The 14,336-nt window shown below is 70.7% G+C and carries 12 protein-coding genes; 6 read left to right on the top strand and 6 right to left on the bottom strand.

What is annotated here, in order from left to right:
• Positions 1 to 34: 34 nt before the first annotated feature.
• The 4 genes from ACFYW8_RS26820 to ACFYW8_RS26805 all read right to left on the bottom strand — a co-directional run bounded on the left by ACFYW8_RS26820 (position 35) and on the right by ACFYW8_RS26805 (position 3,404).
• Positions 35 to 709, bottom strand: coding sequence for a GntR family transcriptional regulator (locus ACFYW8_RS26820; protein WP_389081149.1), 675 nt, complete (start codon positions 707 to 709; stop codon positions 35 to 37).
• Positions 710 to 885: 176 nt separating this feature from the next.
• Positions 886 to 1,833 (bottom strand): beta-ketoacyl-ACP synthase III, encoded by a 948-nt coding sequence (locus tag ACFYW8_RS26815; RefSeq protein WP_365872473.1) that lies wholly within the window; start codon positions 1,831 to 1,833, stop codon positions 886 to 888.
• 136 nt (positions 1,834 to 1,969) lie between these two features.
• Positions 1,970 to 2,104, bottom strand: coding sequence for a hypothetical protein (locus ACFYW8_RS26810; protein ID WP_261704980.1), 135 nt, complete (start codon positions 2,102 to 2,104; stop codon positions 1,970 to 1,972).
• Positions 2,073 to 3,404 carry an OFA family MFS transporter gene (locus ACFYW8_RS26805; protein ID WP_389081138.1) on the bottom strand — a complete coding sequence of 444 codons (1,332 nt, stop codon included), beginning with the start codon at positions 3,402 to 3,404 and terminating at the stop codon, positions 2,073 to 2,075. Before ACFYW8_RS26805 ends, ACFYW8_RS26810 begins: the two co-directional genes overlap by 32 nt.
• A 255-nt stretch (positions 3,405 to 3,659) precedes the next feature.
• Between ACFYW8_RS26805 and ACFYW8_RS26800 the strand changes: the two genes are divergently transcribed.
• Entirely contained in the window at positions 3,660 to 4,631 is a 972-nt protein-coding gene (locus ACFYW8_RS26800) for a 2-dehydropantoate 2-reductase (protein WP_365872467.1), read from the top strand.
• Between the two features lie 168 nt (positions 4,632 to 4,799).
• Positions 4,800 to 5,663 (top strand): formate dehydrogenase accessory sulfurtransferase FdhD, encoded by an 864-nt coding sequence (gene fdhD / locus ACFYW8_RS26795; RefSeq protein ID WP_389081131.1) that lies wholly within the window; start codon positions 4,800 to 4,802, stop codon positions 5,661 to 5,663.
• 318 nt (positions 5,664 to 5,981) lie between these two features.
• Here the strand turns inward: fdhD and ACFYW8_RS26790 are convergent, their stop codons facing one another.
• A complete protein-coding gene (locus ACFYW8_RS26790; protein WP_365872463.1) occupies positions 5,982 to 6,524 on the bottom strand; it encodes an isochorismatase family protein in 543 nt (180 codons plus the stop codon).
• 245 nt (positions 6,525 to 6,769) lie between these two features.
• Here ACFYW8_RS26790 and ACFYW8_RS26785 point away from each other — a divergent pair, with 245 nt between their 5' ends.
• Positions 6,770 to 8,821, top strand: a complete 2,052-nt coding sequence (locus ACFYW8_RS26785; RefSeq protein WP_389081123.1) for an exo-alpha-sialidase — start codon at positions 6,770 to 6,772, stop codon at positions 8,819 to 8,821.
• 124 nt (positions 8,822 to 8,945) lie between these two features.
• On the opposite strand, the gene ACFYW8_RS26780 is transcribed toward ACFYW8_RS26785, so the two are convergent.
• On the bottom strand, positions 8,946 to 10,097 hold the full coding sequence (locus ACFYW8_RS26780) for a bile acid:sodium symporter family protein (protein WP_389081117.1): 1,152 nt from the start codon (positions 10,095 to 10,097) through the stop codon (positions 8,946 to 8,948).
• A 144-nt stretch (positions 10,098 to 10,241) separates the two neighbouring features.
• Between ACFYW8_RS26780 and ACFYW8_RS26775 the strand changes: the two genes are divergently transcribed.
• The 3 genes from ACFYW8_RS26775 (at position 10,242) to ACFYW8_RS26765 (ending at position 14,282) form a co-directional block, all read left to right on the top strand.
• Positions 10,242 to 11,114 (top strand): LysR substrate-binding domain-containing protein, encoded by an 873-nt coding sequence (locus tag ACFYW8_RS26775; RefSeq protein ID WP_389081113.1) that lies wholly within the window; start codon positions 10,242 to 10,244, stop codon positions 11,112 to 11,114.
• Between the two features lie 330 nt (positions 11,115 to 11,444).
• Positions 11,445 to 13,271, top strand: a complete 1,827-nt coding sequence (locus ACFYW8_RS26770; RefSeq protein ID WP_365872456.1) for an AMP-dependent synthetase/ligase — start codon at positions 11,445 to 11,447, stop codon at positions 13,269 to 13,271.
• Between the two features lie 219 nt (positions 13,272 to 13,490).
• Entirely contained in the window at positions 13,491 to 14,282 is a 792-nt protein-coding gene (locus ACFYW8_RS26765) for an aldo/keto reductase (protein ID WP_365872615.1), read from the top strand.
• The last annotated feature ends 54 nt before the right edge of the window (positions 14,283 to 14,336 follow it).

Raw genomic sequence — 14,336 nt, 5'->3', positions numbered from 1 at the left:
GGCCGGGGTGGGTGAGGCGGGCCCGCTCGCGGGACTACTTCTCGCGGTCGTGGTACATCTTCCGCGTGTGCTCCGTGTGGGCCCGCATGACCGCGGTGGCCCGCTGTTCGTCGCCTTCCGCTATCGCGGCTATCAGTTCGCGGTGTTCGATCCAGGACTGCCGGCCGCGCTGGCGGGCCACCGGCGTGTAGTACCAGCGGACCCGGCGGTCGACCTGGGCGGCGAGCTCGGCGAGAACCGTGTTGCCGGCGAGCTCCATGATCTTGGCGTGCAGCCGCGCGTTCATCGCGACCGCGCCGTCCACGTCGTCGTCGGCGACCGCCCGCTCACCCTGTGCGCACAGGTCCTCGAGGGCGGTGACGGCGGCGGTGCCCGCGTTGGCGGCGGCGAGCCGGGCCGCTTCGGCCTCCAGGAGCGTACGGACCGTGAGGAGCTGGTCGGCCTCCTCCTCGGTCGGCTCGTGCACGAACGCGCCCTGGGCGGGCCGCAGATCGACCCAGCCCTCGGTGCTCAGCCGCTGGAGGGCCTCCCGCACGGGCTGCCGGGACACTCCGAGATGCCCGGCGAGTTCGCTCTCGACGAGGTGCTGGCCAGGCTGGAGGGCGCGGGTGGTGATGAGTTCGAGCAGCGCCTCGTAGACACGGTCACGAAGCGGTCCGGGCCGCTCCAGCTTGGGTACCGCTCCCTGGGGCAGTCCTGTCGACAACATCACGGTCCCTCCTGGGCAGCGCCGTCGCCGCGATAGGAAAGTCGATTGTCAATTGTCTTTCGCCTACAGTCTACGGCGCACAAACGCCCGACAGGCACAGGATTCGGGCTTGTCACACCCGGCGGCGCGAGGACCGGACGAGCGGCTCAGGCCGCCCCACCAGCGGCTCGGCCGTCTTACGGGCAGCGGACGACCTGTCCCGCGTAGGAGAGGTTGCCGCCGAAGCCGAACAGCAGGACGGGGTCACCGGTGGAGATCTCGCCGCGCTCCACGAGCTTGGAGAAGGCCAGCGGGATGCTCGCGGCGGAGGTGTTCCCGGACTCGACGACATCCCGCGCGACGACGGCGTTGACCGCGCCGATCTTCAGGGCGAGGGGTTCGATGATGCGCAGGTTGGCCTGGTGCAGGACGACTCCGGCGAGGTCCTCGGGGGTGAGCCCGGCCCGCTCGCAGGCCTTGCGGGCGAGCGGCGGGAGCTGCGTGGTGGCCCAGCGGTAGACGCTCTGCCCCTCCTGCGCGAACCGCGAGGGGGTGCCCTCGATGCGTACCGCGTGCCCCATCTCGGGCACCGAGCCCCACAGCACCGGTCCGATGCCGGGTTCCTCGCCGTCGGCGCAGGCCTCGACGACGGCGGCCCCCGCACCGTCCCCGACGAGGACGCACGTGGTGCGGTCGGTCCAGTCCGCCACGTCGCCCATCTTGTCGGCGCCGATGACCAGCGCCCGGGTCGCGGCACCGGCGCGCACGGTGTGATCGGCGGTGGCGAGCGCGTGCGTGAAGCCGGCGCAGACGACGTTGACGTCCATGGCGGCCGGGGAGGGGATGCCGAGACGGGCGGAGACCCGGGCGGCCATGTTCGGGGAGCGGTCGACGGCCGTGGAGGTGGCGACGAGGACGAGGTCGATGTCGCCCGGCGTCAGACCGGCCGAGGCCAGTGCCTTGGCGGCGGCGTGCGCGGCCAGCTCGTCGACGGGCTCGTCGGGCCCGGCGATGTGGCGGGTCCGGATGCCCACGCGGCTCCTGATCCACTCGTCACTGGTGTCGACCAGGCCCGCCAGGTCCTCGTTGGTGAGTACCTTGGCGGGCTGGTAATGGCCGACGGCGGCGATCCGTGAGCCGTTCATGAGTGGTCCCCCTCGTGCTTCGGGTAGCGGGATCCACCAGTCTGTTCCGTGACTCACGGGTACGACGGCAGGTGAAGTCACAGGATTGCGACGCCAGGCTTGTCGGCTTCTGTCAGACCCTCGGAAGCCCGAACACCTACCCCGAGAACAGTTGCGTCGCCTTCTGCACGAGCTCGTAGAGGCCGTAGCACAGGGGCGCGCCCACCCACAGCCAGGCGAAGACGATCAGCGCTCGCCGGTCAGGCGGACTCGGGCTGCTGTCGTGCGACATCGGTGGCCTCCCTCGGTGCGGGGATGTGGTGGCGGGCGTGCACCGGCCGTACGAACTCGTTCGCGACGAAACCGACGGCGAGCAGCCCGATCATGATCAGGAACGACAGTTCGTACAGGGACGAGCCGTGCTTGCCCGCCGCCTTCTGGTGGTCCGCGATCCAGTTCACGATCAGCGGGCCGAGGACGCCGGCGGTGGACCAGGCGGTGAGCAGCCTGCCGTGGATGGCGCCGACCTGGTACGTGCCGAACAGGTCCTTCAGATATGCCGGGATCGTGGCGAAGCCTCCGCCGTAGAAGGAGAGGATCACCAGCGCGCTCAGGATGAACAGGGGTTTGGACGAGTCCCCGAGCCAGGCGATGAGCGCGTACATCAGGGCGCCGGCCCCGAGGTAGACGCGGTAGATGTTCTTGCGTCCGATCAGGTCGGAGGTCGAGGACCAGCCGATGCGGCCCGCCATGTTGGCCGCGGACAGCAGGGCGACGAATCCGGCGGCCGCCGAGACGGACACCGGCGTGGAGGTGCCCCCGAAGAAGTCCGTGATCATCGGGGCGGCCTTCTCCAGGATGCCGATGCCGGCGGTCACGTTCATGCAGAGAATGATCCACAGACACCAGAACTGCGGGGTCCGGACGGCGTTCCGCGCGGAGACCTGGACCCCGTCGAGCGCGCTGGGCCCGGACACGGCCGGTTTCTCGCCGCGCGGCACGCGTACAAGCAGCACACCGAGGGTCATGAACACGGCATACGTCAGCCCGTGCACGAGGAACGCGAGCGCGATCCCCGAGGAGTCCGAACCGAAGGACTTCAGCATCTGGGCCGACCACGGCGAGGCGATCAGCGCACCGCCGCCGAAACCCATGATCGCGATGCCGGTGGCCATCCCGGGCCGGTCCGGGAACCACTTGATCAGCGTGGAGACGGGCGAGATGTAGCCGATGCCGAGGCCGGTCCCGCCGACGAAGCCGTAGCCGAACACGATCAGCCAGTACTGCTCGGTGGCGGCGCCCAGCGCGGAGATGAGGAAGCCGGAGGAGAAGCAGACGAGGGCGACGGTCATCGCCCAGCGCGGACCGTTGCGCTCGACGAGCGTGCCGCCGAACGCCGCCGACAGGCCGAGCATCACGATGGCGAGCTGGAAGGGCAGCGCGCTCTGGGTTCCGCTCAGACCGAGCGCGGATTCGAGCGGCGGCTTGAAGACGCTCCAGGCGTAGGCCTGGCCGATGGAGAGATGGACCGACAGGGCGGCCGGCGGGACGAGCCAGCGGCTCCAACCGGGAGGTGCGACAGGAGGGCTCATGATCCGGGACGATAGGAAGCGGCCGAGCGGCTGTGAAGCGGTGCGACGAGAACTCGTCGACCGTATGCGATGAGCGGTATCCCTGACGCGACGAACGGTCACCCCGCCGGCCGGGCGACGGCACGGAGCCGGTCGTACGGGCCGGGCATCGGGTCGCCCCGCCCCTTGCCCGCACCCCTTCCATCCTGTAGACAATATTTCGTCGACACAGTTCGGAAGTTCCTCGGTACCCTCGACCGAACGGAGCGCCACCCAGTGAGAGTCGCAGTTCTCGGCGCCGGTGCGATCGGCGCCTACGTCGGCGCCGCCCTGCACCGCGCCGGCGCCGACGTGCATCTCGTCGCCCGTGGACCGCATCTCGCGGCCATGAGGCAGCACGGCGTCCAAGTCATCAGCCCGCGCGGGGACTTCACCGCACGCGCCCACGCCACCGACGACCCGGCCGACATCGGTCCGGTCGACTACGTCTTCCTCGGTCTGAAGGCCAACTCGTACGCGGCGTGCGGGCCGCTCATCGAGCCGCTGCTGCACGACACCACGGCGGTGATCGCCGCCCAGAACGGCATCCCCTGGTGGTACTTCCACCGGCACGGCGGACCCCACGACGGCCACCGGGTGGAGAGCGTGGACCCGGGCGGCGCCGTCAGTACGGTGCTGGCGCCTGAGCGGGCCATCGGGTGCGTCGTGTACGCCGCGACCGAACTGGAGGGACCGGGCGTCGTCCGCCACCTCGAAGGCACCCGGTTCTCCATCGGGGAACCGGACCGGTCCGTCTCGGCACGCTGCCGGGCGTTCAGCGCCGCGATGCGGGAGGGCGGGCTGAAATGCCCGGTCGAACCGGACCTGCGCAACGACATCTGGCTCAAGCTGCTCGGCAACATCTCCTTCAACCCGATCAGCGCGCTGGCCCGCGCCACGATGCGGCAGATGTGCCTGCACGGCGGGACGCGCAAGGTCATCGAGATCATGATGACCGAGACGCTCACCGTCGCTCAGGCCCTCGGCTGCGAGGTGGGCGTGTCCATAGAGCGGCGCCTCGCGGGGGCCGAGCGCGTCGGCGACCACCGCACCTCCACGCTCCAGGACCTGGAGCGCGGCAAGCCGCTGGAACTCGACGTACTGCTCGCCGCAGTCGTGGAACTCTCGGAGATCACCGGGGTTCCGGTGCCGACGCTGCGTACGGTGCACGCCATCTCCGATCTGCTCGCGCTGCGGACGGCGGCGTGAACCGGAGCGGGCCGCGGGCCGGGGCGGTGCTGCCCGCTCCCCGGGTGCAGGACAATGAGAACGTAAGGGTCACCTCCCGCACCACGCCCCCGGGTGTCCCGCACGGCAACCGCCGCAGGAAGGGCCGATCCGGCCGGCCACACGTACGGAAGCGGGACTGATCAGGCCATGGGACGAGTCACGGAACGACGCAAGGTGATCCGCATCCGGGACGGTGCCGTGAACACCCGTCCGGACACGCTGGTCGCCGAGGAACCGCTGGAGATCCGCCTCAACGGCAAGCCTCTGGCGATCACCATGCGCACCCCGGGCGACGACTTCGCGCTGGCCGCGGGCTTCCTGGTGAGCGAGGGGGTGCTGGGCCGGGCCGACGAGCTGCAGAACATCGTCTACTGCGCGGGGGCCACGGTGGACGGCTCCAACTCGTACAACGTCGTCGACGTGCGGACGGCGCCCGGTGTCGTCATCCCCGACATCACGCTCGAACGCAACGTGTACACGACGTCGTCGTGCGGTCTGTGCGGCAAGGCGAGCCTGGACGCGGTCCGTACGACGGCCCGCTGGACCATCGACGACACGGCGGGCGGCACCACTCCCCCGGTGCGGCTGGAACCCGGCCTGCTCGCGAGTCTCCCCGACCGGCTGCGCGCGGCCCAGCGGGTCTTCGACCGGACCGGGGGCCTGCACGCGGCGGCGCTGTTCACCGAGGACGGCGAGCTGGTCGACGTACGGGAGGACGTGGGCCGGCACAACGCGGTCGACAAGCTGGTCGGCCGCGCCCTGCAGAACGGCACGCTCCCGCTCTCCCGGACGGTCCTGCTGGTCTCCGGCCGGGCGTCCTTCGAGCTGGCGCAGAAGGCGGTGATGGCGGGCGTCCCGTTGCTGGCGGCGGTCTCGGCTCCGTCGTCCCTGGCCGTCGACCTCGCGGCGGAGACCGGCCTGACCCTGGTCGGCTTCCTGCGCGGCGCCAACATGAACGTGTACGCGGGCGAGCACCGGATCGCCCTGCGGGCCGCGGCCGCCCAGGGCTGACACCGGCTCCCCGCGACACGGCGGCGGGGCCCCGGACGGCGGGGAGCGCCCCCTGCGCCGGAGGGGGCCCCGCCTCGGCCCGGAACCCCCGCCCGGGAAGTCGCTGCTGCCGCAGGGTCCGGCCGAGTCCGGTCCGACGCGGGCCCGGCACTTCCCGGACACCGGGCTCCGGGCTCCGGGCTCCGGGCTCCGGGCTCCGGGGCGCGTACACGGCCGTCGAGTACGGCGCCCCGGCGACGCGCGGGGCTGCGGCAGCCGGCTCGGTCGTCATGGCATGCGGAGGCGGCGTACTGGCGTGAGAGCCGCCTGCGGGGTGGCTCAGTCCGCGATGAGACGCACCTCGTCGGCGGTCACGACCGTGCCGAGGCGCGGGAAGTCGAGGCGGACGGAGGCGTCGTGCTCGGGGGCGGTGAACGCGGCCATCGCGTCCTCCACGAAGACCAGGTCGTAGCCGAGGTCCCCGGCGGCGCGCGCGGTCGACTCGACGCCGAGGTTGGTGGCGATTCCGCCGAACACCAGGGTGGAGATGCCGTGTTCGCGCAGCCGTTCGTCCAGACCGGTGCCCTGGAACCCGCCGATGGTCCGCTTCACGATCTCCAGATCACCCTCCGCGACAAGTCCGGCGACCAGTCCGCTGCCGGGCGGCTGCTCCGGGACTCCGGACCGCTCGACCCGGATCAGCACGACGAGCGCGCCCGACTTCCGGAATGAGGTCGCCAACTCCTCTGCGGTGGCGAGGACTTCGGTCCCCTTGTATGGCGCCAGGGGCAACGCCACGATGCGCTCCATGAGATCGACGAGCACAAGGGCGGTGCGCGTCGGGTCGAGAGCGAGGCGGGGTTCGGCTTCGGGTGCGGTCATGACGGAACGTTAGCCCGCATCGGCCGTCCGTACCGGAAATCCGGATCAACAAGCCCGTGAACTGCTCTTCGCCGTGCGGCCGTCCGGACGCGCCCCGACCGGTCGAAATCTGGCGTGAACACGACCGGTACATGCTTCTTGTGGGGTGTGTGAGGGCCCAAGTAGCGTCTGCGGCGCGAACGTTGGACGTGGGATGTCCGGAGGATCCGGATTGCCCAGCCGCCGTACGAAGGGCAGGTCGCACCATGCCGTCACGCCTCCTCACCCGTCTCAGATCCGCCTTCGCCGCCCGCCCGGGGGGCCACTCCCCCAGGCGTCCGCGATCCGTACTTCCCCTCCGGCCAGGACCCGGCTCCCGCGGTCGCACCGGCACTCGCCCGGAACCCGCCTCGCTCGGCCGCCCGGAACCCGCCTCGGCCACCCGGCCGGGATCCCGCTCGCGCGCTCGCCTCGAAGCCGCCCTGACCGCCGCGCTCAGCATCGCCGCACTGGTCGCGCTCCCGGGAACGGCTCGGGCCGAACCGGCCGCTTCGGGTGGTGAGTTCGAGCAGCAGGTGCTGTTCAAGGCCTCCCAGGACCCTGGCTACGCCTGCTTCCGCATCCCGTCCGTCGTCCGGACGACCGAGGGCACGCTCCTCGCCTTCGCCGAGGGACGCGTCCTCAACTGCGGCGACGCGGCGGACATCGACATCGTGGTGAAGCGCTCCAGTGACGGCGGGCGCACCTGGAGCCCGCTCCAGGTCGTCAACGACGGGGGCGGGAACACCCACGGCAATCCCACCCCGATCGTGGACCGTGAGACCGGTCGGATCGTGTTGGCGGAGACCTACAACACGGGCCGCACGGACAGCGCGAGCTGCTCGACGCCGTGCGACCGCACCCCGCATCTCCAGTACAGCGACGACGACGGTCTCAGCTGGTCGCAGCCGCGCGACCTGAGCGACGAGATCCTGCCCGCGAACTGGAACTCCTGGTACGCCACCGGTCCGGTGCACGGCATCCAGCTCACCCGCGGCCGGCACGCGGGACGACTCGTCTTCGCCGTCAACACCGAGACCTGGAACGGCGGTCGGATCACCGCCAACAACGCCGCGCTCATCACCAGCGACGACGGCGGCGATCACTGGGACATCGGTGCGACCGACTCCTGGCCGATCGCCGACGACGGCACCTTCCGGCAGAAGCCGTCCGAGATGACACTCTCCGAGCGCACCGACGGATCGGTCCTGGTCAGCGGTCGCGAGCAGGACGGCACCGACCTCGGACACCGCACCCAGGCGGTCAGCAGGGACGGCGGCGACAGTTTCCTCTCCTCCTTCCGTGACGTCCCGGACCTCTACGCGCCCCAGGTGCAGGGCTCGACCCTGCGTGTCGGGGACCGGATCCTGCTGTCCTGCCCCGGCGACCCCGACCGCCGCCGGACCATGATGATCCGCTCCTCCTACGACGGCGGACGCACGTGGGACAGTGTGGACCGCGGAACGGTCGTCACCACAGACTGGTCCGGCTACTCCGACCTGGTGCGCGTCGACGGCGACACCGTGGGCCTGTTGTACGAGGGCGGCGCGGTCGACGCGCGCGACGAGATCCGCTTCGCCCGCTTCGCCGAGGACTGGCTCCAGCCGCGCCGGGGCCCGGACCCGACGACGGCCGACCTCGCTCCGTTCACCCGGCGGGCGGCGGTCCTCGGCGGCGCGGGGCGGACGGCGGGCGTCCTGGGGAACGCGCTGGAGTTCGACGGCACCGACGACGCCGTACGACTGCCGTATCAGGACCGGCTGACGCTGGGGACGAAGGACTTCACGGCCTCGCTGTGGTTCCGCTACACGGCCACCACCGGTGAGCAGCCGCTGCTGTGGATGGGCGGGATCGGTACGACGCAGCCGCAGGTGTGGCTGCGCGCGGAGCCCGCGTCCAACCGGATCACCGGTCTCGTCACCACCAGGGACGGCGCGTCGCCCCCGGCCACCAGGTTCGTGCGCGCCACCGGCGCGTTCAACGACGGCCAGTGGCACCATCTGGCGCTGCGCCGTGGCGGGGGGCAGCTCACGCTGTTCATCGACGGGACCACCGTCAGCACGGCGGACGTGCCCGGATCGGCGAGCCGGAACTCGCCGTTCGGGGTGCACATCGGCCAACGGATGGACAGCCGGGCGTACTTCACCGGCGCGATCGACGATGTGCGCGTCTACGACCGGGGGTTGACCGACGACGAGCTCTCGGAGCCGCCCTCCCGGCAGGTCACCCGGGACACCGTGCTGTGGCTCCCCATGGACCATGTGAGCGGGGAACACTAGCGTCCCCGTCCGTGCCCGAGGACGCGCGAGCGGGGCGGCGGAGCAAGGCCGGGTTCCGGTACGGCGACGCCGGGACCCGCGCCGGCGACTGGACCGGCGGCGACCGCACCGGCGGCGGCGAGTCTCAGCCGGAACGTGTCCCCGTACCGACCGCGATTCGTGACGTCGCGGATGGGGAGACCTGGGACCCGCCGGACCCGCCGGACCCGCCCGCACCGCCGGCCGTTCCGCCCGTGCCCGTCGTCCCCCCGGTGCCGGCCGACCATTTCGAAGCGGACCCGCCCGCCTCGCCCGACCCGCCGGTCACCTCGGGGTCGCGGGCGCGGCGCTTGGCGATGACCGCGCACACCATGAGCTGCATCTGGTGGAAGAGCATCAGCGGGAGCACGGCGAGCGAGGCGTGCGCGCCGAACAGGACGCCGGCCATGGGGAGCCCGGAGGCGAGCGACTTCTTGGACCCGGCGAACTGGATGGCGATCCGGTCCTCGCGGCCGAAGCGCAGGGCCTTCGCGCCGTACCAGGTCAGGAGGAGCATCACGCCGAGCAGCAGCGCCTCGACGACGAGGAGTCCCGCCAGCCGGACGGCGCTGACCTGGTGCCAGATGCCCTGCACCATGCCCTCGCTGAACGCGGTGTACACGACGAGCAGGATCGAGCCGCGGTCGACGTAGCCGAGGACCTTCTTGTGGCGGGTGGTGAAGGCGCCGATCCAGGGGCGCAGCAGTTGCCCGGCCACGAACGGCACCAGCAGCTGCAGCACGATCCTGACCAGCGAGTCGGCGGAGAACCCGCCGCCGCTGTTGCCGAGCAGGACCGCCGCGAGCAGCGGGGTGACGACGATGCCGGCGAGCGACGAGAAGGAGCCCGCGCAGATCGCGGCGGGCACGTTGCCGCGGGCGATCGAGGTGAAGGCGATCGACGACTGGATGGTCGACGGGACGAGCGTGAGGAAGAGGAGGCCGGTGTAGAGGTCGTGTGTCAGGAAGGCCGGCTCCAGCCCGCGGGCGGCGAGGCCGAGCAGCGGGAACGCCACGAAGGTGCAGATCAGCACCGTGCCGTGCAGCCGCCAGTGTTTGAGTCCGTCCACCGCCTCACGGGTGGACAGGCGCGCGCCGTACAGGAAGAAGAGGAAGGCGATGGCGGCCGTGGACGCGCCCGAGGCCACGTCCGCGGCCGTACCGCTCGCCGGGAACAGGGCGGCGAGGCCCACCGTCCCGAGCAGGAGCAGGATGTAGGGGTCGACCGGCATCCAGCTCGGCCACTGCAGGCGTTTCACGGTGCTCCACTGCTCGGTTGCTCGGTTCGGTTCTTCTGATCGTCGTCGGCGGGTCGTGCCCTCTCCATCGTCCTCTCACGGGCCGCGATCGGGAATCCGTCATACCGCTCTGACTGTCATCACGTATCGCGATAACGTGGGGGTGTGTACGACCCTTCCCAGCTGCGTACGTTCCTGGCGGTGGCCCAGACGCTGAGCTTCACGCAGGCCGCCCGGCGGCTGGGGGTGCGCCAGTCCACGGTCAGCCAGCACGTGCGCCGACTGGAGGACGCCGCCGGGAGGCAGTTCTTCTCGCGCGACACGCACTCCGTCGAGCTCACGGAGGACGGCGAGGCGATGCTCGGGTTCGCGCGGCGGATCCTGGAGGTGCAGGAGCAGGCGACGGCCTTCTTCACCGGGACACGGCTGCGCGGCCGGCTGCGTTTCGGCGCGTCGGAGGACTTCGTGCTGACCCGGCTGCCGGAGATCCTGGAGGGATTCCGCTCCGACCATCCCGAGGTGGACCTGGAGCTGACGGTCGAGCTGTCCGGCACCCTCCACGAACAGCTCGCCGCCGGGCATCTGGACCTGGTGCTGGCGAAGCGGCGGCCCGAGGACCCGCGCGGCGAGCTCGTCCGGCACGACCGTCTGGTGTGGATCGGCGCCCAGCGGCTGCGCCTGGACCCGGACCGCCCCGTACCGCTGATCGTCTACCCTCCCCCGGGCATCACCCGCGCGCTCGCCCTCGAAGCGCTGGAACGCCAGGGCCGGCCGTGGCGCGTCGCCTGCACCAGCGGCAGTCTCAACGGCCTGATCGCGGCGGCCCGCGCGGGTCTCGGCGTGATGGCCCACTCACGGGGCCTCGTACCGCCCGGCCTGGTCCGGGTACCGGAGAGAGCGGGGCTCCCGGAGCTCGGCGAGGTCGACTTCGTGCTGCTGCACGGCCACCGCCGGCCGTCCGCCCAGGGGGCCGCGGACGCGCTCGCGACAGCGATCCTCGCAGGCGGGGACCGGTTGCACAGAGGGCAGCGGAGCTAGGACGCGTCCGTCGATCACGGAGGGGACGGGCGGCGTCCGACGGCATCGCGACGAGGGCCAGGGCGTCCGCACCGGTGGCGGAATCGAATATTCCGAATCCGCTCCCCGTGGCCTCGCGATCCGGCCCCGGGTCGTAGCGATTCCGTGGAGATTACGGACCCGAAACCTACGGAACCGTAAGGAATTCTGTCCTACCCTTCCCCTTGTGGGGGCATTTACGTGGTTGACCTGTGCGGACGCCGTACCCGTCGGCGGTTCGAGGCCCCTCCCGCCCGGTCACATGGTGGGGTAGCTTTCACGGCGCTGTGCGGAGCGCCACGAGGAGCGGTATTGCGCGAGTTCACCAACCCCCCGTTGGCGTCGGCGCCGCCGGTGGGCGGCCTGGCCGACGTCGTCTTCGACCATGCCCAGGAAGACCCGCTCCACATCGCGCTCGGCCGCAAGGACGATCAGGGAGAGTGGCGCGACGTCACCTCGGCCGAGTTCCGGGACGAGGTCCTGGCGCTCGCCAAGGGCATGCTCTCCCAGGGCATCCGCTTCGGCGACCGGGTCGCCATCATGTGCCCCACCCGCTACGAGTGGACGCTGTTCGACTTCGCTTTGTGGACGATCGGCGCCCAGGTCGTGCCCATCTACCCCACGTCCTCCGCCGAGCAGGTCTTCTGGATGCTGCACGACGCACAGGTGTCGGCGGTCATGGTGGAGCACGAGGACCACGCGATGACCGTCGCCACGGTCGTCGACAGGCTGCCCCAGCTGCACAAGCTGTGGCAGCTCGACGTGGGCGCGGTGCACGAGCTGTACGAGGCGGGCGCGCACCTGGACGACGAGGTGGTCCACCGGCACCGCCGCGCGGTCACGCCCGATTCGACCGCGACGATCATCTACACCTCGGGCACCACGGGGCGCCCGAAGGGCTGTGTCATCTCGCACGCGAACTTCATGTTCGAGGCGGACACCGTCATCACACGCTGGGAACCCGTCTTCCACTCCAAGCGCGGTGACGAAGCGTCCACCCTGCTGTTCCTGCCGCTCGCGCACGTGTTCGGGCGGATGGTGCAGATCGCCGCGTTCCGCGGGAAGGTCAAGTTCGGGCACCAGCCCCAGCTGAACGCCTCCGCGCTGCTGCCGGACCTCGCCGCCTTCCGGCCCACCTTCTTCCTGGCCGTGCCGTACATCTTCGAGAAGGTCTACAACGCCGCCCGCCGCAAGGCCGAGAGAGAAGGCAAATCCGGCCCCTTCGAGAAGGCCGTCGACGTCGCCGTGCGCTACGCGGACGCCGTCGAGTCCAAGGCCTGGGGCATCGGTCCGGGCCCCTCGGCGAGCCTGCGCATGCAGCACCAGGTCTTCGACAAGCTCGTCTACTCCAAGGTGCGGGCCGCGATGGGCGGCCGGGTCAGGCACGCGATGTCGGGCGGCTCGGCGATGGACCGGCGGCTCGGACTCTTCTTCGCGGGCGCGGGCGTGACCATCTACGAGGGATACGGGCTCACCGAGTCCACGGCGGCAGCCACGGCCAACCCGCCCGAGCTCACCCGGTTCGGCACCGTCGGTCAGGCGATCCCCGGCACCACCGTGCACATCGCGGACGACGGGGAGATCTGGCTGAACGGCGGCAACGTGTTCCAGGGCTACCTCAACAACGACAAGGCCACCGACGCCACGCTGCACGACGGCTGGCTCGCCACCGGCGACCTCGGCTCCCTGGACGAGGACGGCTACCTCACGATCACCGGGCGCAAGAAGGAGATCCTGGTGACCTCAGGCGGCAAGAGCGTCTCGCCGGGCGTGCTGGAGGAGCGGGTGCGCGATCATCCGCTGGTCGCGCAGTGCATAGTGGTCGGCAACGACCGGCCGTACATCGCCGCGCTCGTCACCCTCGACTCCGAGGCCGTCGAGCACTGGCTCCAGATGCGCGGCAAGCCGCCGCTGTCCGCCGGCGATCTGGTGCGCGACCCCGATCTGGAGACCGAGGTGCGGCGCGCGGTGGTCGCCGCGAACACACTGGTCTCGCAGGCCGAGTCGATCCGTACGTTCCGGATACTGGCCAACCAGTTCAGCGAGGAACAGGGCCTGCTGACGCCGTCGCTGAAGCTGAAGCGCAAGGCGATCGAGAAGGCGTACTCGGCGGAGGTCGAGGCGCTCTACCGGACGTAGTCCGGGCGGGCGCCCGACCCGCTCCCAGGACGAGGACCGTCGGCGTTCCGGCACGATTGATCAGATCATTTCAGCCAATCTCTGATTCGTCCGACCGGAGGCCCGGTCAGGAACACATCACGGCCGGTGATCGTTCACGATACGAGTACCACCCGACGACTGAAGGATCGAGAGCTCGTGAGCAAGGTCCCCCCGATCATCCTGAACAACGGCGTCGAGATGCCGCAGCTGGGCTTCGGCGTCTGGCAGGTGCCGGACGACGAGGCGGAGCGAGCGGTCGCCACCGCGCTGGAGTCCGGGTACCGCAGCATCGACACAGCGGCGATCTACGGCAACGAAGAGGGCACCGGCAAGGCCGTCAACGGCTCCGGCATCGCCCGCGAGGAGCTGTTCGTCACCACCAAGCTCTGGAACAGCGACCAGGGGTACGACTCCGCCCTGCGCGCCTTCGACACCTCGCTGGACAAGCTCGGCCTGGACTATGTCGACCTGTACCTGATCCACTGGCCGACGCCGTCCCGTGGCATGTACGTCGACACGTTCAAGGCCTTCGAGAAGATCTACGCCGACGGCCGCGCCAAGGCCATCGGCACGTCGAACTTCCTCCCGGAGCACCTGGCGAAGCTGATCGACGCGACGTCCGTCATCCCGGCCGTCAACCAGATCGAGCTGCACCCGCACCTCCAGCAGCGCGCGGCCCGCGAGTTCCACGCCGAGCAGGGCATCGCGACCGAGGCCTGGTCTCCACTGGGCCAGGGCAAGGGCCTCCTGGAGGTCCCGGCGATCGTCGCCATCGCCCAGAAGCACGGCCGCACCCCGGCCCAGATCGTGCTGCGCTGGCACCTCCAGCTGGGCAACGTCGTGATCCCGAAGTCCGTGACCCCGTCCCGGATCAAGGAGAACATCGATGTCTTCGACTTCTCCCTGGACGCCGAGGACATCGCGGCGATCTCGGCCCTGAACGAGGACCGCCGCATCGGCCCGGACCCGGCCACCTTCGACATCGGCTGACCGACCCGCCCGCGGTCTGCCGCCGGCCCGGATGCTCGCCGCATCCGGGCCGGC

The organism is Streptomyces sp. NPDC002742 (assembly GCF_042888885.1).
Lineage (GTDB): Bacteria > Actinomycetota > Actinomycetes > Streptomycetales > Streptomycetaceae > Streptomyces.
Note: the sequence above shows the minus strand (reverse complement) of the source record. Positions and strands in the feature narration are given on the sequence as shown.